The sequence below is a fragment of the Acidimicrobiales bacterium genome (assembly GCA_036273495.1).
Taxonomy (GTDB): Bacteria; Actinomycetota; Acidimicrobiia; order Acidimicrobiales; family JAJPHE01; genus DASSEU01.
This window is the reverse complement of the sequence record DASUHN010000392.1, coordinates 1-23,535: the sequence shown is the minus strand read 5'-3', so window position 1 is coordinate 23,535 and position 23,535 is coordinate 1. Positions and strand designations below refer to the sequence as shown.

The following is a 23,535-nucleotide window of genomic DNA, read 5'->3' as shown; positions in this document are numbered from 1 at the left end:
AAAGAACCCCATGGGGCAAGCCGACGTTGCGGGCTTTGCAGGCTCATAGCTGCTCACCTCTCGCCGCCGCGTTTGTCCTGGTCAAAGGCTCGAGAGTCCTTCACGCAACCCTCCTGACGGGACGCCGTGACACAAACATGACACACCAGATCGCCCTGAGAGGAGGACGGACCGATCGTCGAAGAGCCCCAAGCCGTAGGCGGCGGCACTTTCGGGCAAACGCCTATCACCACTGTCCGTGAACCCCACCAACCGCCTGCTTTGGGGCCCCACCACTGACGTCCCATCCCACCAGCGCTGACCATGCCATCGACGCCCGTGGTGGACCGGGACGAGCCCCGCCGGGAGGTGCTGGAGTTCGACTTCGGGGTGCGTGGCCTACGAGCCGCCTGGCCTGGGGCACCCGCGCCGGGCCGGCGCGCCAAGGACGCCTACCTGGTCGCCCACTATCTGGATCCGGCCTCATACGACGAGGGTCTGGCCTCCGTCGACGAGGAGGAGCACCCCGTTGATGTAGCTCGACGCCGGGGAGAGGAGGAACAGCGCTGCATGCGCCATGTCCTCCGGCCGCCCCGCCCTTCGCAGTGGGTTCCTCGCCACCATGGCCCGACCCTGGTCAGAGCTCAACAGGGTCTCGGTTCGGGTTGTGTCAGTGAGCCCGGGACCGATTGTGTTGGCCCTCAGGCCGGACCCGCTCACCGCCAGGGTGCGCATGTAGGCGGCGATGCCTGCCTTGGCGACCGGGTACCACCCCGTCCCCCCGATCACGGCCGTGATGGAGGCCACGCTGACCACGGCTCTGCCGTCGGCCGGGCCCATCCCGAGCCACGACGTCGTGACCTGCCGGGTGGCACCGACCGAGGCGGCCAGGGCATCGTCGAAGGACAGGTCGGCCGTGTGGGCGGGACCGGCGTTGTTGACCAGGTACCGGGGGGCTCCCCAGAGCGTCGACTCCTCGACAGCCCGCATTACGTCGTGTTCCTTGGTGATGTCGGCCACGACCGGTCTCACCCGGCCCCCGCCGGCATCGATCAGGGCGACGGTCTCCGCCAGCGCCGCTTCATTCATGTCCCAGGCGGCGACCCGGAGGCCCTGGGCCGCAGCCTCGAAAGCGGTGGCCCGGCCGATTCCGCTGGCGGCGCCGGTGACGATGACGACGTCATCTTTGTGGAACCCGAAGTCCACGCAGGCGTGTCCCCTGTGGCGGCCTGGTTCAGCCGAAGCTCGGCTGAAAGGCAGGATCGAGCACCTTCCAGCAGGTGCAGCCGGCGTGCCACTGGATCGGCCTCCAGTAGTCCCCACCGGCGATCTTGTGGGCCCGGTTGAAGGTACCGTCGGCGAAAGGGAACGAGAAGCCGACCGTGCCGGAAGCGTCCAATCCGTCGACCAGCGCGGTGCGGGTCAAGCGGGGAGCGCGCTCCGCCGAGGTGGTGAACATCGTCAACAGGGCGCAGTAGACACCCTGGATCGCCGAGGCCTCGGCCATCGTGGGCAGGCCGTGGGCTGTCATCTCCTGGTTGCAACGCTGGGTGGCGGGATCAGCTGGCAGGCCAGAGGCGAGCTGACCGGTGCGCCACGGGATGGTGGCGACGGCCCCGTCGAAGTTCTGGGGGTCGGGACCCTGGGTGCTCTCCACCGTGCTGGACAACCCGTCGTAGTCCGACACGGCGTAACGCGGGCGGAAGTCCTGCTGCTGGGCGATCTTGGTGAAAGTGTCGAACGACCCTCCACCGGTGACGGGAATCACGTTGGTGACCCCGGCCAGCTTGAACTGCTCGACGGCTTGGGCCATGGCGCTCGGCGGGGCGAACCCGGAGGGCGGGCAGGCGAACACGAACCGACTGATCTGCGCCGGGCGGACACCCGCCAGGGACAGGGCGGTGTCGAGGTCGGCGTTGACCTCCGGGGTGCAGTCATCGTCGAGCACGCCGAGGAGGTGGAAGCCGGAGCTGGAGGAGAAGAACCCCCGTGCCTTGGCGCCGAGAGCCACGTCGCGCATGTCCACGTCGTAGGTGGCGGCGGGGCTGAACAGGTAAGGGTAGAACTGCTGGTTCCCCTCCGTGGGGACGATGCCCACCTGGCTGTAGAGGGGGATCTTGTTCTGGACCACGCAGTCCCTCGAGGCGATCGGGTAGCTGAACCCGCCCCCGTCGATCACCGCGAACACGCCGTCCTGGACGATCTGGAGGCATTCGGAGTGCTGGTTGACGGAGTCGACGGGGTTGACCTGGTAGTAGGTGGGCACCAGCTTGCGGCACTGGACCCCGCCGGCCTTGTTGATGTCGTCGATGAGGGCCTGGGCCATGTCCTGCTGGGCCTGGGGTGAGGCCACCCCGACGGCCTGGTTGCCGACCGGCCCGGCCAGGGACAGCAACACCACGCCGATCCGGATCTGATTCGCACTCACCCCCTGGTCGGTAGCGGTCAGCCCCTGACACCCCGTGTTCCCCGCCGGTGCCGACGGTGTCCGGGCGGCGGGCGGCCCGCCCGCGCCGGAAGCGGCAGCCAGTGTACCAGCCGTGGACCCGAACGCGGCCGACCCGGTGGATCCCGCCCCCGGGGCCGCAGAGCCTGCCGACGTCCCGGACGCACCTGCCGACCCGTCCGACCTGGGCGCCCCGGTCGGTCCCGTCCCGGTCCCCGTCGCGCCGGCGCCCCCGGCCGTCACGGCGGCCACCGGCCCTCCCGCGCCGCCGGATCCTGCGGCGGGCACCAGCGCCCACCCCAGGAGCCCGAGGAGGCACACCCCGATGACGACGGCCCCGGCCCGCTCGACCCCGGGTGCCCGGCGTAGCCAGAGGCGGAACTGCAGGAACGGGGTCATCGCAGCCTCACCCCGCCGCGTACCCCACGCCCCGCAGGAACAGCTTGGTGTACCAGGCGATGATCTCCTCCCGAGCCAGGGGGCCGGTCCCGCGGTACCAGCGACCGGTGGTGTTCAAGACGTTGAACAGGTTGTTGGCCACCACCCCGGGGTCCACGGAGGAGTCGAAGAACCCTCGCTCGATGCCGTCGCCGACGATGTCGACCGCAAAGCCGTGGATGCGCTCGCGCATGGCCTGGATCACGGCCCGCCGCTCCGGGCCGAGATGCTGGACGTCGCGCTCGACGAAGTGCATCCGGGGGGCGGCGTCGAGCACCCCCTCGGTCCAGCGCCGGATGAACTCGGCCAGCCGCACGGGCGGCTCCGCCCCGGCCACGCCGGCAGGCTCTTCGATCAGGGCCAGGCCCAGGGCGTAGCCCCGCTGGAGGATCTCGAAGAGCAGGTCCTCCTTGGAGGAGATGTAGTAGTAGAGGCTCCCCTTGAGCAGGCCGACCCGGCGGCCGATGTCGGCGAGGGTGGCGGTGGGATAGCCCTGTTCCTCGAACACCAGAGCGGCGGCCGCAACGACCTCCTCCCAACGGCGCTCGTTGAGCGTCCCGCGCGGCCGCTCGGTGTCCGCGGCAGAGACCGGCTGGGTCACGAACCGCTCAGGCGGTCATGCCGAGGAAGCTGGCCAGGTTGTCGCGCATGATGCGGCGCTGCTCGTCGGGGCCGAAGCCGCCGAGCTGGGCGCCGACGTACTCATGGGGCCGGGCCAGCCCCTCACCGTGGGGGAAGTCGGAGCCGAACACGATGGGCTCGATGCCTACCTCGTCGACGACACGGCGGACGTTCTCTTCGGGGAAGGGCGCCACGATGAAATGCCGCTTGAACACCGCCGAGGGACGGTCCTCCAACTCGCCCCATTTGGCCTTGCGGCCCATCAGATAGGCGTGGTCCATCTTGCGCAGCGTGTAGGGAAGCCACACCGTGCCCTGCTCCGACAGGCACACGCGGATGTTGGGGAACCGGCCGAAGAAGTTATGCAGCACCAGGCCGGCGGCCAGCTCCTGGGCGGGCCGGTCCCCCCAGTACATGACCCACTGGAAGGCGTCGAAGTCCCCGAAGACGGCGGCGGGGTCCTCCGACCAGTCGGCGCCGTACTTCTGGTAGTCGGTGCCCCCGAGGTGCACGGCGACGCGCACGCCGGCCTCGTTCACCCGGGACCAGAACGGGTCGAAGACCGGATCGGCCACCGAGCGGCCCCCGAAGGGGTTGGCGCGCCCGCCGTGGGCGTGACCGGCCTTGATCTGGATGATCGGCGCGCCGGTGTCGAGCAGGATCTCGAGCTCGGCCACCGCCAGGTCGACGTCGGCCAGGGCCACATACGGCGGCAGGAACATCCGGCCCTGATAGGCGTAGCCGATCTCCTCGTGCATCCAGCGGTTGAACGCCCGGATGTTGGCGTACATGGCCTCGACGTTGTCGGCGAACTCGAACTCGATGTCGTGGGCCGAGGCCGGGAACATCAGGGCGGCCTCGATGCCCTGGTCGTCCATCAGCGCCAGTCGGACCTCCCGGTTGCCGTAGGCCTCCGACAGGCCCCTGAACTCGGCGATGAACTCCGCCCGCTGCTCGTCGGAGAGACCCTTCAGGGGATTGAGGCGGTTGAGGAGCATCCCGGGCAGAACCCGCTTCTCGGTGTCGGGGTCCCGGGACGACATGGTCGGATCGGCGGGCAGCTGGCCCAGCATCTTCTCCAGCACGTCCTTGGAGAAGGTGACCTGGTCGGAGTGGAACTTCGACGGCCGCCCGGCAAAGAGCTGCACCCGCCCGCCATCCGGTCCCTCCACCCAGCGCACCGCCAGGTCGCGCCGGGCCGGATCGATGTAGCGCTCGTAGCAGTCCGGTGGCTCGTTGAAGTGGTTGTCGGCGTCCAGGATCTGGTACGGCAAGACGTCGGTCACGGTTTCTCCTCCGGCCCCATCCGGAAGGCGGCCCAGGCCCCCTCCACCCGATCTTCTACCAAACAGCAGTTAGAATTCCGGTGAACCGTAGCTACTCGGACTGCTCGTGTAAAGGGGGGCGGGACACCAGGGCGGCCTTCATGACCTTGCCCATGGCGTTGCGGGGCAGGGCGGCCACCACCTCGAGGACCTCGGGCACCTTGTAGCGGGCCAACTGCCGGCCACAGACGACCCGGAGGTCCTCGGGTGACGCCTCCGACCCCGGCTTCAGCTCGACGAAGGCGGCCACCCGCTGGCCCAGCCGCTCATCGGGCACCCCGACGACGGCGCAGGCCACCACCCGGGGATCCGCCAGCAAGACGGACTCGACCTCCCCGGGATGGACGTCGGCGCCTCCCCGGGCGATGACCTCCCCCTGGCGCCCGAGGACCGACAGGTTTCCCTCGGCGTCGAGGGTGCCCAGGTCCCCGGTGCGCAGCAGCCCGCCCGACAGAGCCGTCGCCGTCTCCTCCGGGCGGTTCCAGTAGCCGGCCATGGGCGTGTACACGTCGGCCCAGCGCCCCCACCGCGCCGCTCCGGCGCAGATGCGGCCCTCGATCCCCGCGGGCACGGGCAGGTCGTCGTCGTCCCGGATCTCGATGCGGACGTGGGGCAGGGCGGGGCCCACCCCACCGGGGACGTGGGACTGGCCCCGGCGTTCCCGGGTGAGCGAGGTCGGGGCTTCGGTGAGGCCATAGCCGGCCAACAGGTCCATCCCGAAGCGCTCGAGACACAGTTCGCGCAACCCTTCGGGGCAGGCGGCGCCACCGACGGTGGCGTAGCTCAGCGATGCCAAGATCTCCGCGCTCACCGCCTCGCTGGCCGCCAGGTCGTGGTACAGGGTGGGCACCGCCGAGAGGGCAGTGACCCGTTCGCGGGCGATCCAGTCCGCCAGGCCCTCGGCGTCGGTGCGGTCGATCACGACCGTGGTGGCCCCCGCCTGCAGGGAGGCGACGACGGTGAGGGTCATGACGTTGAGGACCGTCAGGGCCAGGGCGGCGCCGGCTCGGGTGTCGGGGCCGACCAGGCCGGCGTCGATGGCGGCCGCTCCGGGCACGACCAGGTTGCGGTGGGTATGCACGACGCCCTTGGGGTCGCCTGTGGTCCCGCTGGTGTAGGCGATGGCGGCGGCGCGGAACGGGTCGGGCCGAGGCTGCTCCAGCTCTGCGGAGGCGGCTTCGGCCTGGAGCCGGCTCCATTGGTCGTCGTCGTCTGGGTTCACGGACACCACCGCCCGCAGCGCTAGGTCTGCATCGGGGCGGACGGCGGCCAGCTCCGCCTCGGCCCCGGGCGGCGCCAGAAGGACTGCCGCGCCGGAGTCGGCCAAGAGGCGGATCCTCTCCGGCGGGGTCAGGCCCCGGTTGATGCCCACCCACACGGCCCCTAGTCGGGCGGTGGCCAGGAAGGCCACGACCACCTCGGCCCGGTTCGGCAACGCCGCTGCCACCCGGTCCCCCGGACCGATCCCGAGCGACCGCAGGGCCCGGGCGGCGCGCGCCGACGCCGCGTCGAGCTCGGCAAACGTGTGGCGCGCCCTCCGGTCCACCAGGGCCGGGGCGTGGGGGTGGCGGGCCACGGCACGGGCCAGCACTTCGGGTATCGATTCCGGGAGCCGGCCCGGGATCGGCGCGCATGGGGACGGCCAGCGCTCAGTGGACACGCCGCCCTAGCCTACGGACATTCCCCACGAATCCTCCCCGGTGTACCGGGCCGTGCCGCCCGACCTCGCCCGCGCCTACCGGGAGGCGGGATGGTGGGACGACGCCACCCTGGCGTCAACCCTGGCCGAGACCCTCGGCACGGCCGCCGGTCTGGCCTTCCGAATCTGGTCGTCGGAACGCCCCTACCGCGGACGCCTCGGCCAGGTAGCTGACGCCGCCCGGCGCCTGGCCGGAGGCCTGGCTGAGAACGGGATTCGTCCGGGGGACGCCGTGGTGTTGCAGCTGCCCAACTGGGCCGAGGCAGCAGTGGCCCTGTGGGGGGCGGCCCTCGCCGGCTGCGTCCTCGTCCCCGTCGCGCACACCTATGGCCCCAAGGAGCTCGGCTTTATCCTTGAGGCCTGCGGGGCGCGGGCCCTCCTCACCGCCGGGCGGTTCGGACGCCTCGACTACTCGGCCGCCCTGGCCGACCACCGCCGGCGCTGTCCCGGCCTCGAGGTGGTAGCCGTGGTCGGAGAGGCCTCCTTTGACGACCTGATCGCCGGCCCCGCCTCCACGGCACCGGCGGGTCCCGACCCCGACGCCCCGGCCGTGATCGCCTTCACGTCGGGCACCACGGCCGAGCCCAAAGGTGTGGTCCATACCCACCGGACGCTGCTGGCCGAGCTGCGCCAGATCTCCGCCCTGGCCACCCCCGCCGCCAGCCGGCCCCGCCTGATCGGCTCACCGGTCGGGCACGTGACGGGGATGCTCGGCGGCCTCATGATGCCCGTGATGCAGGGCGAACCGATCAACCTGATCGACCGCTGGGAGCCGCCGGTGGTGCTCGACGCCCTGATCGAGGCCGACCTGTCGGCAGGTGGAGGAGCCACTTACTTCCTGACCAGCCTGCTCGACTCTCCTGACTTCGGACCTCGCCATCTGGCCCACCTCACGCACCTGACCCTGGGAGGGGCGCCGATACCCGCCTCCGTGGCGGAGCGGGCCCACGCATTGGGAATCTCGCTCACCCGCGCCTACGGGTCGACCGAGCACCCGTCGACAACCGCCGGCAACCACGACGACCCCCCGGAGCGGCGCGTGCAAACCGACGGGCGACCCCTGCCCGGGGTCGAGATCCGCCTCGACCAGCAGGGCCAGATCTGGAGCCGGGGGCCGGATCTGTGCGCCGGATACACCGATCCGGCGCTGACCCGCGAGACCTTCGACGCCGACGGCTGGTACGCCACCGGTGACATCGGGGTGCTCGATCCCGACGGATACCTGACGATCACCGACCGCCTAAAGGACGTGATCATCCGGGGTGGGGAGAACATCAGCGCCGCCGAGGTCGAGCAGGCCCTGAGCGCCATGCCGGAGTTGGCCGAGGTGGCCGTCGTGGCGGCTCCCGACTCCCGCTTCGGGGAGCACGCCTGCGCCTTCGTCCGGGTCCGGCCCGGCTCCGAGGCACCCGACCTGCAGGCCGTTCGTGCCGCCCTGGACGCCGCCGGGCTGGGCCGCCAGAAGTGGCCGGAGGAGCTCAGGTACGTCGACGACTTCGAGCGCACACCGTCGGGGAAGGTTAAGAAGTTCGTCCTGCGCCGCCTCCTGGCGCCGCCGCTAAAGCCGCCCGACACTCCCGCGAACAGAACCTGGAGCCGCCCGTAGGAGAAGTCGACCGCGTCGACCTCGAGAACCACTTCCGGGGACTCCTCGATTTCCTTGACGCCGCTGGCGGCCCCGGGGTGGCGGTCATGTCCGTACGTACCTCCTGGTGGATCTCGATCGTCGCGTCCCGGAGCGGGCCACCGCCACCTCGTCGGTGCCGAGGTAGATGGCGATGACGGCCGGGTCGGCCCGGATCTCCTCGGGCGTGCCCTCGGCTATGACCTTGCCCGCCTCCATGGCGTAGACCCGGTCACAGAGTCCCATGAGCAGCGGCATGTCGTGCTCGACGATGAGGATCGAGCAGTCCAGCTCGTCGCGGATGCGGCGCAGCAGGGGTCCGAACGCCTCCGCCTCGCGCTGGGCCACACCGGCGGTGGGCTCGTCGAGGAGCAGGACGGCCGGCCCGGCCGCAACCTGGGCGGCCAGGTCGCAGATGCGCCTGGTGCCGGTCGACAGCTCGGAGGTCAGAGTGTCGGCCCACGCCGACAGCCCGAGCCGCTCGACCACCTTCCGTGTGCGCGCCGCCGTCTCGGCGTCGGCGGCGCGGGCCCACGGCGCCCCCACCGACGCCGAGAGGAAGCCAACGCGGTTCTCGGACGACAACGCCACCTGGATGGTCTCGGTGACGGTGAGGCCGGGGAACAGGAGGGCGTCCTGGAAGCTGCGCCCCAGACCGAAGGCGGCCCGGAACTCGGCGGGGAGGCCGACCATCTCCTGACCGCGCAGGCACACCGAGCCCGAGGTCGGCTGCAGCACGCCCGAGATGACGTTCATCAGCGTGGTCTTGCCCGCCCCGTTGGGGCCGATCAGGCCCACGATCTCACCGGGGCGGACCACGATCGACGCCCCGGCCAGGGCCTGCACGCCCCCGAACCGGAGCCCGACGTCCTCGACCACCAGCGTGGTGTCGAACTGCTCGGGAGGCGGTCGGCGCTCGTAGTCGCGTGCCAGGCGGGACAGGAACGCCTCCCACCCCCGGCGGGCCGCTCCGGCCACTCCGGTCGGATAGGAGAGCAGCACGCCCGTGAGGGCCAGGCCCTGCAGCGCCAGCTCGAAGCCGATCTGGTGGCCGAACTGCCCGAACAGTCCGGTGAGGAACGGGCTCACGAAGTAGGCGGGCACGTAGATCAGCACCGCCCCGGCCACCGCGCCCGCGGCCGAGCCGAGCCCGCCGATGACCGGGATGGCCAGGATGCCGAGGGACAGGTTCGGGTCGAACTGCTCGGCTGACACCGTGCGCCAGGCGTCGGCCCAGAGCACGCCGGCCATGGCGGCGATGAACCCCGACAGCGCCAGCACCGCCAGCTTCACGGTGGCGGGCGTGACCCCGAAGGCGCTGGCGGCGCGCTCGTTGTCGCGCACGGCTATGACCAGGCGTCCCGGCACCGACCGCCGCAGGGCCCGGACGGCCAGGAGGACCAGCACGAGCACGGCCAGCGACACGTAGTAGACCTCGAGCTGGGACGTGGGGCGGGGCAGTCCCGACATCAGGATCGGCGGGTTCACCTGCACGCCGAACGGCTGCGACGAGCCGAACCAGGCCTGGCGGAAGAGCCAGTCGGGCGCGACCACCGCCAGGCCGAGGGACGTGACCGCCAGGGTGAGGCCGCGCACGCGCAGCGCGGGGAGGCCCACCACGACCATGAGGCCGGCCCCGACCACTCCCGCGAACAGGAGCAGGATCACCAGCGACCAGTTGTGGGGGCCGAAGCGCGCCGTGATGAACGCCCCGACACCCACCAGGGCGAAGTGGCCCAGGCTCACCTGCCCCCCCCAACCCACCAGCGTGGTCATGGCCACCCCGATGAGGGCGAACAGCACGACCAGCACCAGCTCGAACGTGTGGGCGTTGGTGTTGAAGTACGGCAGGCGCGGGAACAGCGCCGCCACCGCGAGGAACAGGCCGCCCGACCACAGCCCCCGGCGGGCCACCACGGCGCGGGCGCGGAGGACCTCCGGCACACGCGCCGGGGGCTGGTCGTCCACCACCGCGCCCGAGCTGGCGAACACGGCGGCTATGGCCCGGCCCCGGATCAGGATGATGGCCAGGATCACGGCGAACACCACCAGCTCGGCATCCCCACCGCTCGACGTCTGGGCCAGGGTGAGCTGCTGGGCCAGGCCGAGGGCCAGCCCGCCCACGAGGGCGCCCGGGATCGAGACGAAGGCGCCGAAGGCGGCGGCCCCGAGGGCCAGCAGGAGCAGCTCGGGACCGAGCGCCTCGGCGTTGAAGCTGCCCTGCGAGGGGGCCTGGAGGACGGCGGTGATGGCGGACAGGGCGCCGGCTATGCCCCAGGTGATCGTGCTCACCCGCCAGGTGGAGACGCCGCACAGGCGGGCGGCGTCGGCGTTCGACGCGGCGGCGCGGATGGCCTTGCCCAGCATGGTGTAACGGAGGAACAGCCCGAGCGCCGCGACGAGGACCGGCACCAGGATGAGGATCAGCACGTACTGGCCGCCCAGCACGACCTGGCCCACCGAGACGTGGCTCTGGAACGGGAGGGGGTAGCCCTTGAAGTCGAGCTTGTTGTTGTCGGGCCCGATGGCGGGGATGTAGGTGAGGGCCAGCAGGAGCTGGGTGACCCCGATGGTCGCGAGCAGCAGCGACACGGTGGACCGGGTCCGTCTCCGGATGCGCGCGATCACCAGCCGGTCGACGAGCGCGCCGGTCAGGACCCCGACGGCCAGGGCCGGGAAGATCGCCGCCCACCAGCTCCAGCCCCAGTCGATGACGAACTTGGCCAACAGGACGGCGGGCACCGCTCCCAGCTGGGCGTGGACCAGGTTGAGGAAGCGGTTGGAGCGGTACACGAGCACCAGGCCGACGGCCAGGAGCCCGATGATGAACCCGTTCAGAACCCCGAGGACGAGCGTCCCTGAGGTCACGGCCCCTCCCCGCGCCGCTCGCGATGCATGCCAGCCCCCTCTGCCCCCGCCGGCCTAAGTTCTCCGCCCGGGAACGTAGTCCCTCCTTTCCGGGACCCACCAAGGAGACACGCCGATGGCCATGTCCACCCTGCGGTTCAACCTCGTCCTGCCCGGGCTCGACCCCAAGGTCCACCCCGAGATGTACAAGGCGTTCCTGGACATGGCCACCTTCTCCAACCAGAACGGGTTCACCGCCGTCCAGTTCGAGGAGCACCACGGGGCGTAGAGCGGTTGGAGCCCGACTCCCTGCTGCTGGCGGGGATGGCGCTGGCCCGCGCCACCAACGTGGGCGCAACGATCATGGCCCTGCTGGCCCCCGCTGCACAACCCTGCAGATAGCCGAGGACGTTGATTCTCGACGTGGGGCCCCGGGGCGCCTGATGATTGTGCTCGGAGTGGGCTACCGCCCCTCGGAGAACGCCCCTCGCGGGAAGGAGTGGAGCCGCCGGGGCAGGCTCATGGACGAGATCGTCCACACCCTGGTCAAGACCGGACGGCGAAGTGGAGAGCAGTCTCGTTGTTAGAAGGCGATTCCACGACGGCCAGGAACCGACCCGGGCCCGCTCTTCATCCCGCCCCCCGGGGCATACGCGGTACCGCCCGCCGCGCTCCGGGCCTTCCTCGACCTCCTGCTCCGGGCCGCAAGCCACCACCGTGACACAGCCGCGGGGTAGACCTTTAGCATGCGCTTCGCCTTCTACGGCCGGGTGTCAACCGAGGACGCCCAGGACCCGGCGGCGTCCCGGGCCTGGCAGCTGCGGCGCGCCAACGACCTCATCGGCGGCGTCGGCGGTCAGGTGGTCGCCGAGTACTTCGACATCGGCCAGTCCCGCTCGATCCCGTGGAAGCGGCGGCCCCAGGCCGGCCGCCTCCTGGCCGATCTGGCCGACACCGACCGGGGCTGGGAGGCGGTGGTGATCGGCGAGCCGGCCCGGGCCTTCTACGGCGGGCAGTTCGGGCTCACCTTCCCACTGTTCACCCACTACCGCGCCGCCCTCTGGGTCCCTGAGGTCGGCGGCGCCATCGATCCCGGCTCCGAGGCCCACGACCTCGTCATGACCCTCTTCGGCGGCCTGTCCAAAGGGGAGCGCACCAGGATCAAGATCCGCGTCCGATCGGCGATGGAGGCGATGGCCGCTGACGGCACCCGCTTCCTCGGTGGCCGCCCGCCCTACGGCTACCGATTGGTCGATGCCGGGCCCCACCCCAACCCGGCCAAGGCCACGGCGGGCCAGCGGCTACACCGCCTCGAGGCCGACCCGGTCACTGCCCAGGTGGTCCGGCGTATCTTCGAGATGTACGCCGAGGGGGCCGGGCTACGCCTCATCGCCGACACGCTTACCCGAGAAGGCATCCCCTCCCCCGCCGCCTACGACCGGCGTCGCAACCCCCACCGGGACCCGCGTGGCTGGGCCCACAGCGCGTGCGGGCCATCCTCACCAACCCGATCTACGGCGGCCGCAAGGTCTGGGGTAAGCAGCAGCGGCACGAGGAGCTGCTCGACCTCGCCGACGTCGCCGCCGGCCACGTGACCCGGATGCGCTGGCGGCCCGACTCCGAGTGGATCGCAGCGGCCGACAACACGACCGAGGCGCTGGTCGACGCCGAGGTTGCTGAGCGAGTGGCCGCCCGCTTCAGGAGGACGCCCGGCCGGACCAAGCGGCGTGACGCACAACACCCCTACCTGCTCCGCGGGCTTCTGTACTGCGGCCTCTGCGGACGCAAGCTCCAGGGCCAGGCCCGCCCCGCCCGCACTCAAGGCCGCCCGACCCGGGTGCTGTATCGGTGTCCGTTGCGCTCGCAACGCTCGCTTCCGGCCGACGTGGACCACCCACGCGCGGTGTACGTCCGCGAAGATTCCATCGTGACCAAGCTCGACGCCTGGCTGGCCGAGATAGTCACGCCCGAGGCCTTGGCTGCAGCTCAGGTCTCGCCACCTGAAGCAACCGCTCACGACGCGGCCATCACGGCCGCCATCGCCGACTGCGACCTGCGGATCGAGCGGTTGATGCAGTCTGTCGAGCAAGCGAGCATGCCGATGGAGTGGGTGTCCAGACGCATCGTCGAGTTGCGCAATGAGCGTGACCGGCTGGAGATGACGCTTCCGACCAGGTCGCAATGGCGTCCGCTCTCGGCCGGTGAGATCGAGGCCATCGCCACTTCCCTGGGCGGCCTGATCCGAACCCTGGAGGAGGCGAGCCCTGGCGATCGCGCTGCCGTATATGCCCACCTCGGGCTCCGGCTGACGTACGAACCGGCGTCCAACCAGGTCCGGGCCGAGGTGGACCTGGCGCGTGGCCCCCGTGGTGTCGGAGGGGGGACTTGAACCCCCATGCCCTTGCGGGCACCAGGCCCTCAACCTGGCGCGTCTACCTATTCCGCCACTCCGACAGGGCTTCCCAGGGGACGCCGCGAGCCCAGACTGTACCTTCCGCCGGCGTCGGGCCGGACCCCCGGAGGCCCGGTCAGGCGGTGGGGCTCAGCTCAACCGCATGGCCAGGCTGACCGTGGTGAAGGTGAAGATCACGGCCACCGCGATGGTGATCCGGTCCAGGTTCCGCTCGACGACGGTCGAGCCGGCTGCGACCGATCCGGTCCCGCCGAACAGGTCGGACAGCCCCCCGCCGCGTCCGCTGTGCAGGAGGATCAGCAGGATGAGCAGGAACGACACGACCACGTGTACGCCGATGACGATGCCGGTCAACAAGGGGCTGCTGCCTCCGCGGTGGGCTGGGGTCAGGCCGAACCGCACACAAATTACCACCCGGAACCGGGCGGCCCGGATCAGGCCATGGCCTCCACGATGGCGGCGAAGCTGTCCGGGTCGAGGCTGGCCCCGCCGACCAGGGCCCCGTCGATGTCGGGCTGGCCCAGAAGCGAAGAGGCGTTGTCGGGCTTGACCGAGCCGCCGTACTGGATGCGGACAGCGGCGGCGGCGCCGGACCCCCACCCCTCCCCCACCAGGGCGCGGATGCGAGCGCACACCTCCTGGGCGTCCTCCGGGGTGGCGTTGCGGCCGGTGCCGATGGCCCAGACGGGCTCGTAGGCCACCACGACGGCGGCGGCCTGAGCCGGGCTCAGACCCTCGAGGCTGGCGCGCAGCTGGGCGGTCACGACCTCGTCGGTGGCGCCGGCCTCGCGCTGCTCGAGGGACTCCCCCACGCACACGATCGGCGTCATCGACGCCGCGAAGACCGCCCGGGCCTTGCGGGCGACCACGCCGTCGTCCTCCCCCATCAGCGCCCGCCGCTCCGAGTGCCCGACGATCACGTACCGGACGTTGAGCTTGGCGAGCATCACCGGGCTGACCTCGCCGGTGAAGGCGCCCGCCGTCTCCCAGTGGCAGTTCTGGGCTCCGAGGGCTATGGGAAGGTCGTCGGCGTCGATCACTGTCTGCGCCGAGCGCAGACTGGTGAACGGCGGGTGGACCGAGACGTCGACGCCGGCGGTGTCCGCCGGCTTCAGCCGGTAGGCGAGCTTCTGCACCACCTGGATGGTCTCCAGGTGGTTGATGTTCATCTTCCAGTTCCCGCTGATGAGCGGACGGCGCGCCGCCTCAGCCACCCCGTCTCCCTTCTCGCAGCGCGATGAGACCCGGCAGGTCCCCGAGTTCCAGCAGCTCCAGCGACGCCCCTCCGCCGGTGGAGACGAAGTCGACGCTGTCGGCCAGCCCGAACTTCTCCATGGCCGCGGCCGAGTCCCCTCCACCGACGACCGCGTAGCCGCGGGAGTCGGCCACGGCCTGGGCGATGGTGCGGGTCCCGGCGGCGAAGCGGGGATCCTCGAACATCCCCATCGGACCGTTCCAGAGCACGGTGCGGGCAGCGGCGATCTCGTCGGAGAACTCGGCGGCGCTGCCCGGCCCGATGTCGAGGCCCTTCCAGCCCGAGGGGACGGTCCGCCCCGTCTGGCGCACCTCGGTGCCGTCGGGACCGAGGGCCACCACGTCGGTGGGCAGGACCACCCGGCGCCCCGAGTCGAGGAGCTCCCGACAGGCCTGGACCTGTGACGGGTCCACGAGCGACTCCCCCACCTCGTGGCCCAGCGCCACCAGGAAGGTGAAGCACATGCCCCCGCCGATCACCACGGCGTCGACCTTCTCGAGCAGGGCCCGGATGACACCGATCTTGTCCGCCACCTTGGCCCCACCGAGCACGGCGAGAAAGGGGCGGCCGGGGTGCTCGAGGAGTCCCCCCAGGACCTCCACCTCGCGGGACAGCAGGCGGCCCGCCGCGCTCGGCAGGTACTGCGGGGGCCCCACGATCGAGGCGTGGGCCCGGTGAGCGGCACCGAAGGCGTCGTCGACGTAGAGGTCCTGCCCGTCGATCAGGCGCTTCACGAAGTCGGGGTCGTTGGCCTCCTCCCCCGGGTCGAAGCGCAGGTTCTCCATCAGCTCGACCTGAGGCACGAGCTGGGCCAGCCGCTCGCGCACCGGCGCCATCGAGTAGCCCTCGTCGGGGCGGCCGCCGGGCCGGCCCAGATGGCTGCAGGCCGTCACCCGGGCGCCCTTGTCCACCAGCCACTGCAGGGTGGGCACGGCGGCGGTGATGCGCCGGTCGTCACTGATCCGGCCCTCCTCGAGCGGCACGTTGAAGTCGGCGCGCACGAGCACCGACTGGCCGGCAGGATCGGGCAGGTCCTCGAGGACGGGGACCGGGGCTACCACGTCGGTTGGGGCACGTTGAGCGGGTCGCGCCTCTCAGGCACCGAGGAGCAGGGTCATGTCGACCAGGCGGTTCGAGTACCCCCACTCGTTGTCGTACCAGCCGAACACCTTCACCAGGGTCGTGCCGTCCCCGAGCGGGGAGCTCATGGTGAGGCCCGAGTCGAACGTGCACGACGCCGACGAACCGACGATGTCCGACGACACGACGGGCTCGTCGGTGTAGACGAGGATCCGGGAGAGGGGCTCCGACTCCGCCGCCTTGCGGAAGGCGTTGTTGACCTCGTCCGCGCTCACGTCGGCCTCGATGATCCCGGTGAAGTCGGTGATCGAGCCGTCGGGGACCGGCACCCGCAAGGCCACGCCGTCCAGGCGGCCCTTCATCGACTCGAGGACCAGGCTTGTGGCGCGGGCCGCGCCGGTCGAGGCGGGGACGATGTTCACCGCCGCCGCCCGGGCCCGGCGTAGGTCCTTGTGGGTGAGGTCGAGCAGGTTCTGGTCGTTGGTGTAGGCGTGGACGGTCGTCATCAGACCCCGGCGGATCCCGAAGGAGTCGTCGAGGACCTTGACCATCGGCACGAAGCAGTTGGTCGTGCACGACGCGGCCGAGACCACCTTGTGGCGGTCCTTGGCCAGCTCCCCGTCGTTGACGCCGATCACGAAGGTCGCGTCGACGTTGGTGGCGGGGGCGGAGATCAGCACGGTCCGGGCCCCGCCCTTCAGGTGGCCGGCGGCCTTCTCCCCGTCAGTGAACACGCCGGTCGACTCGATCACCACGTCGACACCGAGCTTGCCCCACGGGAGGGCGGCGGGGTCGCGCTCGGCGAGGACCCGGATGGTCCGGCCGCCGACCTCGAAGCCGTCGTCGGTCAAGGCGACCGTCTGCTCGAGGCGGCCGTGGGTCGAGTCGTACTTGAGCAGGTGGGCGTTGGTCTCGATCGAGCTGATGTCGTTGACCGCGACCACCTCGACGTCGGCACCGGAGCGCAGGACGGCCCGGAGGTAGTTGCGGCCGATGCGGCCGAAGCCGTTGATACCGACTTTCACTGCCATGGTCGAATCACCCTTTCCCGCCTCATCCCACCAGATCGGCCAGGACGGACGCCAGTTTGACGGGGTCGTGGCCGAGGCCGTCCCCGCGCCCCAGATCGGCCTCCACGTGGGGCCCGGCGAGGCGGCCCACGGCGATGGCCGACGGGTCGCACACGACGACGTCGACGTCCACGCCATGGGCGGCCAGCGCCGCCACGTGGTCCCCCACGTCGTATCCCTCGGTCTCCGGAACCTGCGGCCGCAGATTGGCCACGTAGACCTTCCTTCCCCGCGTGGCCGCCAGGGCATCCCGGAGCCGGGGAACGGCGGCGGCGGCCAGGATGCTCGTGAACAGCGACCCGGGGCCGATCACCACCTGGTCGGCCTCCAGGATGGCCGTCACCGCCTCGGGGGGCGCCTCGGCGTCGGGGGGCACGATCGACACCCCGGTGATGGCCCCCGAGCGCATGACGGCCGCCTGGCCCCGGACCTCGCCGGCTGCGGTGTTGGCCTTGAGGACGACCGGCACCAGGGTGGCCGGGAGCACCCGGCCGGCCGAGCCGATCATCCGCCCCGCCTCGTCGAGGGCGTCGGTCCAGCTCCGGGTGACGGCGGCCAGCCCGGCCAGCACCAGGTTCCCCAGCGGGTGGCCCTCCAGCTCCCCGGCGCCGAAGCGGTACTCGAAGGCCTCGGCCCACACCGAGCCGGGATCCCCCAGGGCCACGAGACATTTGCGCAGGTCACCCGGAGGCAGGATCCCGAAGGTCTCCCGGAGCCGCCCGCTCGACCCCCCGTCGTCGGCCACCGACACGATGGCCGTGACCGGGGACGCGTAGCGCTGGACGGCGCGCAACGTGGCCGCCAGCCCGTGACCACCCCCCAGCGCCGCCACCGCCGTCAACGCATGACGTCCCGGTGGCTCACGGCCGGGTCGAACCCGTGGGACCGGAGGATCGAGCCGATCTCCTCGGCCAGGACGACCGAGCGATGGTGCCCGCCGGTGCAGCCGACGGCGATCGAGAGGTAGCTCTTGCCCTCCTTCACGTAGCCGGGCAGCAGCAGGTCGAGGAGCGACCCGAGCCGGTCCAGGAACTCGGCCGTGTCGGGCTGGGACATGACGTAGTCGCGCACGGGGGCCTCCAGGCCCGAGTGCGGGCGGAGCTCCTCGATCCAGTGCGGGTTCGGGAGGAAGCGGCAGTCGAGGACCAGGTCGACGTCCCGGGGGATGCCGAACTTGTACCCGAACGAGACGATCTGGGTCTGCATGCCGCCGGCGGGATCGCCGGTCTCGAACAGGCTCACCAGGCGGTCGCGCAGCTGGTGGACGTTGAGGTCGCTCGTGTCGACCACCACGTCGGCCTCGATCCGGATGGGGTCGAGCAGGTCCCGCTCGCGGGCGATCGACTCGATCACCCCCTCGGCGGCCAGCGGATGGCGCCGGCGCGTGCCCTCGAAGCGCTGCACCAGGACCTCGTCCGAGGCCTCGAGATAGAGGACCCGGACCCGGTTACCCGTGGCCCGGAGGTGCTGGAGGGCAGGGCCGACGTCCTCGACGTACTCCTCGCCCCCCCGGCCGAGGACCAGGGCCACGCGGTCGGTGTCGGAGCCGGGCCGGTCGACGAGCTCGGCCACCTTGCTGATGAGGGACGGCGGCAGGTTGTCGATCACGAACCAACCGAGGTCCTCGAAGGTCGCCGCGGCGGTCGAGCGGCCGGCCCCGGACAGGCCGGCGATGACCAGGAAGTCGATCATTCCGCCGGTCATTCTCCCACCGTCACGCTCAGTCGCGACGCACCGCCACCAGGAGCAGCAGCCGGGGGATGCTGGCGGCGGCGGCGTACTCCTCGGCCCGCTCGAGGAAGCCCGCCGGCGGCGCCGGCTCCTCCATCCTCTCCACGGCCAGCCCGGCCCCGATCAGGGCATTGACGTAGTGGGAAAGGGGCCGGTGGATGAACGGGATCACCACCCCGTTGTCGACCTGCTCCATGGTGCGGTCCACGGTCAGGTAGGGACCGATCCGCCAGTACTGCTCGTCGAGGATGCGGTCGTCGATCCACCCGCTCCCGGGGGTCTGGAGCAGGGGGTGGTTGAGGAAGAAGACGAACCGGCCACCCGGGGCCAGGACCCGGGCCACCTCGGCGATGGCGACCTCGGCGTCGTCGATGTGCTCGAAGACCAGGCACGCCACCACCGAGTCGAAGGCGGAGGGGGGGAAGGGGAGACGGGCGGCTTCGCCCAGGAGGTAGGCGGGGCCGCCACCCCGGGAGCGGGCCGTGGCGAGCTGGGCCCGGGAGGGGTCGATGCCGGTGACCCGGGCGCCGAGCGAGGCGGCCAGCCGGGCCAGCTGGCCCTCCCCCGTGCCGACGTCGAGGACCGACCGGGCCCCGCCGAGGTGGCGCTCGGCCAGGGGCAGGATCTGCTCGACGTACTCGGCGTCGGCGCCCCCGGTGAAGTTGTCCTGCCACCAGGCGGCGTGGGCCTCCCAGACGTCACGGTCCTCCCGGTCCATCGCTTCCGTTCGGTCCGTGGATCTTCTGGTGGACGGCCAGCGCCACCGGGGCGGGGAGCCACGACAGGCCCTGGAGCTGGTCGAGGGTCGCCGCCTTGACCGCCTTGACGCTGCCCAACTCCCTCAGGAGGCGGCTGCGCCGGCCCGGTCCCAGCCCGGGGATGTCGTCGAGCACGCTCTTGGTCATGCGCCGGGCCCGGAGCTGGCGGTGGTACGCCACGGCAAAGCGGTGGGCCTCGTCCCGCACCCGCTGGAGGAGGTACAGCCCCTCGGACTGGCGGTGGATGCGGACCGGGTCGGACTGGCCCGGGAGGTAGACCTCCTCGAACTGCTTGGCGAGGGCCGCCACCGGGATCTCGTCCTCCAGGCCCAGCTCCTCCACCACCCGGGTGGCGACGTTGAGCTGGCCCCGGCCGCCGTCCACCAGGAGGAGCTGAGGGGGGTAGGAGAACTTCCGGGGCCGCTCGTTCATCGGGCGGTCGCGCTCCGCCAGCAGGGCGGTGAGGCGGCGGGTCAGGACCTCCTCCATCGCCGCGTAGTCGTCGTTGCCGGGCACGCCCTGCACCTTGAACCGGCGGTAGTCGGACTTCTTGGGCAGGGCGTCCTCGAACACGACCATCGAGCCGACGTAGTCGCTGCCCTGGAGGTGGCTCATGTCGTAGCACTCGATGCGCAGGGGCGCCTCAGGCAGGCCGAGGGCATCCTGGAGGGCGGTGAGGGCGCGGGCCCGGGCGTTGTGGTCGGCCGAGCGCTTGAGGCGGTGCCGGGTGAACTCCTCGGCGGCGTTGCGCGTGACGGTCTCCTGCAGGGCCCGCTTGTCCCCGCGCTGGGGGACCCGCACCGCGACCTGGGAGCCCCGGATGCCCGAGAGGAACTCGGTGTACAGCTCGGGGTCCTCCGGGATCTCGGGGACCAGCACCTCCTTGGGCACGTCGAGGGTCGGCTCCCCGTAGAGCTGCTCCAGCACGTTGGCGATCAGCTGCGGGCGGGAGAGGTCCTCGACCTTGTCCAGCACGAAGCCCTTCCGCCCGACGACCCGGCCCCGGCGCACGAAGAACACCTGCACGGCGGCCTCGAGCTCGTCGTCGGCCAGGCCGATCACGTCGAGGTCCTCGGGGCGCTCGGTCACCATCTGCTGGCGCTCGATGGCCTTGCGGACACTGACCAGGCGGTCGCGCACCCGCGCCGCCCGCTCGAACTCGAGGGTGTCGGCCGCCTCGCTCATGGCCGCCTCGAGCCGGCGCACCACCGGCTCGGTGTTGCCGTCGAGGAAGTCGATGAGCTCGGCCACCAGCCCGTCGTAGTCCTCCCGGGTCACCGCCCCGACGCACGGCCCGCTGCAGCGCTCGATGTGGTACAGCAGGCACGGCCGGCCCAGGCGCTGGTGGCGTCCCAGCTTGTTGTCGGAGCAGGTCCGGATCGGGAACGACCGCAGCAGCAGGTCGAGGGTCTCGCGGATGGCGTAGGCGTGGGCGTAGGGCCCGAAGTAGCGGACGCCCTTGCGCTTCTGGCCCCGCATCACCGTGGCCCGGGGCCACTCGTCGTCGAGGGTGATCGACAGGAAGGGGTAGCTCTTGTCGTCGCGCAGCCGGATGTTGAACCGGGGCCGGTGGGCCTTGATCAGGTTGTACTCGAGCATCAGGGCCTCGACGTCGTTGCGGACCTGGATCCACTCGACGCTCTCGGCCGCCGCCACCATCTGGGCCGTCCGGGGCAGCAGGCCGGCCGGGCTCTGGAAGTAGTTCGACAGGCGCTGGCGGAGGGAGTGCGCCTTGCCGACGTAGATCACCCGCCCGTCGGCATCCTTGAACTGGTAGGAGCCGGGGGCGTCGGGGATGGTCCCGGCCGGCGGGCGCTGCAGCACCACTCCAATATGCCCCTGCCACAGGGCCCGCCGGGTCCCCTACGCCCCGGCTCCTCCGCCAGGCGGGGCCCCCAGCCCCGCCGCCGGCCGTGGGGGAGGTACAATCGGGCTCACACCGGCCTGGAATCCGGTGACATATCAGGCTCCGAGGCCGACAACCCCGCGGATGGGCGACCAGGCTGTCCCCGCCGGCCGAGTGCGGAGCTCCTCCTCGAGGAGGCACGAACAACATGCTCCGCCTGCAGACGCCGTTGCCCGACCCTTACACGAAGGCCGCGCCCGAAGAGCTGGCGGCCCTGATCCGCTCGGCCAAGGAGTCACTGGGCTCCCGGCTGCTGGTCCTGGGCCACCACTACCAGCGGGACGAGGTGATGGCCTGGGCCGACGCCCGGGGTGACTCCTTCGGCCTGTCCCGGATCGCCGCCGACCGCCGCGACGCCGAATACGTCGTGTTCTGCGGGGTCCACTTCATGGCCGAGTCGGCCGACATCCTCACCGCTGACCACCAGCAGGTGCTCCTGCCCGACCTGAACGCCGGCTGCTCGATGGCCGACATGGCCGACCTCGAGTCGGTCGAGGAGGCCTGGGAGGAGCTGGAGCAGGTGACCGACGTGGAGGCGATCGTCCCGATCACCTACATGAACTCCTCGGCGGCCCTGAAGGCGTTCGTGGGCCGCCACGGGGGGGCGGTGTGCACGTCCTCCAACGCCCGCACGGTGCTGTCGTGGGCCCTCGGGCTGCAGGGCCGGGAGCCCAGGGGGCACAAGGTGCTCTTCTTCCCCGACCAGCACCTCGGGCGCAACACCGGCTTCCAGCTCGGCTACGCCGAGGGGGACATGCGGGTCTGGGACCCCCGCCGCCAGCTCGGCGGCCTGGACGAGGCCGACGTGAAGGAGGCCACCTTCCTGCTCTGGAAGGGGCACTGCTCGGTGCACCAGCGGTTCCGGCCCGAGCACGTGGCCGCCTTCCGCCAGGAGCACCCCGGTGGCCTGGTGGTCGTGCACCCCGAGTGCGCCCACGACGTGGTCGAGCGGGCCGACCGGGTCGGGTCGACCGACTTCATCATCCGGGCGGTGGAGGAGGCGGCGCCGGGCACGGTCATCGGGGTGGGCACCGAGATCCACCTGGTGAGCCGGCTGGCCGCCGAGCACCCGGACCGGACCGTGGTCTCCCTCGACCCCCTGGTCTGTCCCTGCTCGACCATGTTCCGCATCGACGCCGCCCACCTGGCCTGGGTGCTCGACGGGCTCGTCGGGGGGGAGGTCCGCAACCGCATCACGGTCGACCCCGAGACGGTCCGGTGGGCCCGGGTGGCGCTGGAGCGAATGCTGGAGCTCTGCTGATGGCGGCGGGCACCCGGGTCCGGCGGACCGCGCCCGCCGCGTGTCGTGGGAGCCCCAGCCCCACGACGGGCTAGTAGCCCAACAGGGGCGCCAGGAAGGCGCCGGTGTAGCTGTCCCGGTGCTTGGCGACCTGCTCCGGCGTGCCCTCGGCCACCACCCGGCCGCCGCCGTCCCCGCCCTCGGGGCCGAGGTCGATGATCCAGTCGGCGGTCTTGATCACGTCGAGGTTGTGCTCGATGACCAGCACCGTGTTCCCCTGGTCCACCAGGCGGGTCAGCACGTGCAGCAGTTTGCGCACGTCCTCGAAGTGCAGGCCGGTGGTGGGCTCGTCGAGGATGTAGATGGTGTGCCCGGTCGAGCGCTTGGACAGCTCGCTGGCCAGCTTGACCCGCTGCGCCTCTCCCCCCGACAGGGTCGGCGCCGGCTGGCCCAGGCGGATGTAGCCGAGACCGACGTCCACGAGGGTCTGCATGTGGCGGGCGATGACGGGCTGGTTGCCGAAGAACTCCAGCGCCTCCTCGCAGGAGAGGTCGAGGACCTCGGCGATGTTCTTGCCCTTGAAGGTGATGTCGAGCGTGTCGCGGTTGTAGCGGGCCCCCTTGCACACCTCGCACGGCACGTACACGTCGGGCAGGAAGTGCATCTCGATCTTGATCGTCCCGTCACCGGCGCACGCCTCGCAGCGGCCCCCCTTGACGTTGAACGAGAAGCGCCCCGGCTGATAGCCGCGGACCTTGGCCTCCTGGGTCTGGGTGAACAGCTTCCTGACGGAGTCGAACACGCCCGTGTAGGTGGCCGGGTTCGACCGCGGCGTGCGCCCGATCGGTGACTGGTCGATGTTGATGACCTTGTCGAGGTACTCCGTGCCCTCGATCCGCTTGTGGCGCCCGGGCACGGTCTTCGACTTGTAGACCTTCTGCATCAGGGCGTGGAAGAGGATGTCGTTGACCAGCGTCGACTTGCCCGACCCCGACACCCCGGTGACGGCAACCATGCAGCCGAGGGGGATCTCGACGTCGATTCCCTTGAGGTTGTGCTCCCGGGCCCCGCGCACGACGAGCCACTCCTCCCCGGGGTCGCGG

The 23,535-nt window shown here is 71.3% G+C and carries 20 protein-coding genes and 1 tRNA gene; 5 read left to right on the top strand and 16 right to left on the bottom strand.

Features of this window, described 5'->3' with window-relative positions:
- Nucleotides 1-462: 462 nt before the first annotated feature.
- From VFW24_17165 to VFW24_17145, 5 genes are all read right to left on the bottom strand, one after another.
- Nucleotides 463-1,185, bottom strand: coding sequence for an SDR family oxidoreductase (locus tag VFW24_17165; protein ID HEX5268501.1), 723 nt, complete (start codon nucleotides 1,183-1,185; stop codon nucleotides 463-465).
- Between the two features lie 28 nt (nucleotides 1,186-1,213).
- Nucleotides 1,214-2,407, bottom strand: a complete 1,194-nt coding sequence (locus VFW24_17160; GenBank protein HEX5268500.1) for an ABC transporter substrate-binding protein — start codon at nucleotides 2,405-2,407, stop codon at nucleotides 1,214-1,216.
- A 424-nt stretch (nucleotides 2,408-2,831) separates the two neighbouring features.
- The gene (locus tag VFW24_17155; GenBank protein ID HEX5268499.1) at nucleotides 2,832-3,464 is read right to left on the bottom strand and encodes a TetR/AcrR family transcriptional regulator; all 633 of its coding nucleotides are present in this window, start codon (nucleotides 3,462-3,464) and stop codon (nucleotides 2,832-2,834) included.
- Nucleotides 3,465-3,471: 7 nt separating this feature from the next.
- The gene (locus VFW24_17150; GenBank protein ID HEX5268498.1) at nucleotides 3,472-4,770 is read right to left on the bottom strand and encodes an amidohydrolase family protein; all 1,299 of its coding nucleotides are present in this window, start codon (nucleotides 4,768-4,770) and stop codon (nucleotides 3,472-3,474) included.
- A 91-nt stretch (nucleotides 4,771-4,861) separates the two neighbouring features.
- Nucleotides 4,862-6,400 carry an AMP-binding protein gene (locus VFW24_17145; GenBank protein ID HEX5268497.1) on the bottom strand — a complete coding sequence of 513 codons (1,539 nt, stop codon included), beginning with the start codon at nucleotides 6,398-6,400 and terminating at the stop codon, nucleotides 4,862-4,864.
- Nucleotides 6,401-6,509: 109 nt separating this feature from the next.
- Here VFW24_17145 and VFW24_17140 point away from each other — a divergent pair, with 109 nt between their 5' ends.
- Nucleotides 6,510-8,114, top strand: coding sequence for an AMP-binding protein (locus VFW24_17140; protein ID HEX5268496.1), 1,605 nt, complete (start codon nucleotides 6,510-6,512; stop codon nucleotides 8,112-8,114).
- 84 nt (nucleotides 8,115-8,198) lie between these two features.
- On the opposite strand, the gene VFW24_17135 is transcribed toward VFW24_17140, so the two are convergent.
- Nucleotides 8,199-11,000: an ATP-binding cassette domain-containing protein gene (locus tag VFW24_17135; protein HEX5268495.1), complete on the bottom strand. Its 2,802-nt coding sequence runs from the start codon at nucleotides 10,998-11,000 to the stop codon at nucleotides 8,199-8,201.
- 115 nt (nucleotides 11,001-11,115) lie between these two features.
- On the opposite strand from VFW24_17135, the gene VFW24_17130 reads away from it, so the two are divergent.
- The 3 genes from VFW24_17130 to VFW24_17120 all read left to right on the top strand — a co-directional run bounded on the left by VFW24_17130 (nucleotide 11,116) and on the right by VFW24_17120 (nucleotide 13,368).
- Complete coding sequence (locus VFW24_17130; protein HEX5268494.1) at nucleotides 11,116-11,268, top strand: hypothetical protein; 153 nt, start codon at nucleotides 11,116-11,118, stop codon at nucleotides 11,266-11,268.
- Between the two features lie 457 nt (nucleotides 11,269-11,725).
- On the top strand, nucleotides 11,726-12,574 hold the full coding sequence (locus VFW24_17125; protein ID HEX5268493.1) for a recombinase family protein: 849 nt from the start codon (nucleotides 11,726-11,728) through the stop codon (nucleotides 12,572-12,574).
- A complete protein-coding gene (locus VFW24_17120) occupies nucleotides 12,466-13,368 on the top strand; it encodes a recombinase zinc beta ribbon domain-containing protein (protein HEX5268492.1) in 903 nt (300 codons plus the stop codon). Before VFW24_17125 ends, VFW24_17120 begins: the two co-directional genes overlap by 109 nt.
- On the opposite strand, the gene VFW24_17115 is transcribed toward VFW24_17120, so the two are convergent.
- From VFW24_17115 to uvrC, 9 genes are all read right to left on the bottom strand, one after another.
- A tRNA-Leu gene (locus VFW24_17115) sits at nucleotides 13,347-13,433 on the bottom strand. The two genes, VFW24_17120 and VFW24_17115, sit on opposite strands and share 22 nt — an antisense overlap.
- Before the next feature lie 88 nt (nucleotides 13,434-13,521).
- A complete protein-coding gene (secG, locus tag VFW24_17110; protein ID HEX5268491.1) occupies nucleotides 13,522-13,746 on the bottom strand; it encodes a preprotein translocase subunit SecG in 225 nt (74 codons plus the stop codon).
- Between the two features lie 80 nt (nucleotides 13,747-13,826).
- Entirely contained in the window at nucleotides 13,827-14,606 is a 780-nt protein-coding gene (tpiA, locus tag VFW24_17105; GenBank protein HEX5268490.1) for a triose-phosphate isomerase, read from the bottom strand.
- Complete coding sequence (locus VFW24_17100; GenBank protein HEX5268489.1) at nucleotides 14,599-15,708, bottom strand: phosphoglycerate kinase; 1,110 nt, start codon at nucleotides 15,706-15,708, stop codon at nucleotides 14,599-14,601. The genes tpiA and VFW24_17100 overlap by 8 nt, the downstream gene beginning before the upstream one ends.
- Nucleotides 15,709-15,741: 33 nt before the next feature.
- Nucleotides 15,742-16,758, bottom strand: coding sequence for a type I glyceraldehyde-3-phosphate dehydrogenase (gene gap, locus VFW24_17095; protein ID HEX5268488.1), 1,017 nt, complete (start codon nucleotides 16,756-16,758; stop codon nucleotides 15,742-15,744).
- A 22-nt stretch (nucleotides 16,759-16,780) separates the two neighbouring features.
- Nucleotides 16,781-17,629, bottom strand: a complete 849-nt coding sequence (yvcK, locus tag VFW24_17090) for a uridine diphosphate-N-acetylglucosamine-binding protein YvcK (GenBank protein HEX5268487.1) — start codon at nucleotides 17,627-17,629, stop codon at nucleotides 16,781-16,783.
- Between the two features lie 5 nt (nucleotides 17,630-17,634).
- Nucleotides 17,635-18,501 (bottom strand): RNase adapter RapZ, encoded by an 867-nt coding sequence (rapZ, locus tag VFW24_17085; protein ID HEX5268486.1) that lies wholly within the window; start codon nucleotides 18,499-18,501, stop codon nucleotides 17,635-17,637.
- Nucleotides 18,502-18,517: 16 nt separating this feature from the next.
- On the bottom strand, nucleotides 18,518-19,246 hold the full coding sequence (locus VFW24_17080) for a class I SAM-dependent methyltransferase (protein HEX5268485.1): 729 nt from the start codon (nucleotides 19,244-19,246) through the stop codon (nucleotides 18,518-18,520).
- On the bottom strand, nucleotides 19,227-21,110 hold the full coding sequence (gene uvrC, locus VFW24_17075) for an excinuclease ABC subunit UvrC (protein ID HEX5268484.1): 1,884 nt from the start codon (nucleotides 21,108-21,110) through the stop codon (nucleotides 19,227-19,229). The genes VFW24_17080 and uvrC overlap by 20 nt, the downstream gene beginning before the upstream one ends.
- A 230-nt stretch (nucleotides 21,111-21,340) precedes the next feature.
- On the opposite strand from uvrC, the gene nadA reads away from it, so the two are divergent.
- Nucleotides 21,341-22,453 (top strand): quinolinate synthase NadA, encoded by a 1,113-nt coding sequence (nadA, locus tag VFW24_17070; protein ID HEX5268483.1) that lies wholly within the window; start codon nucleotides 21,341-21,343, stop codon nucleotides 22,451-22,453.
- A gap of 70 nt (nucleotides 22,454-22,523) precedes the next feature.
- On the opposite strand, the gene VFW24_17065 is transcribed toward nadA, so the two are convergent.
- Nucleotides 22,524-23,535: excinuclease ABC subunit UvrA (locus tag VFW24_17065; protein HEX5268482.1), on the bottom strand; the 1,012-nt coding region annotated here is incomplete at its 5' end.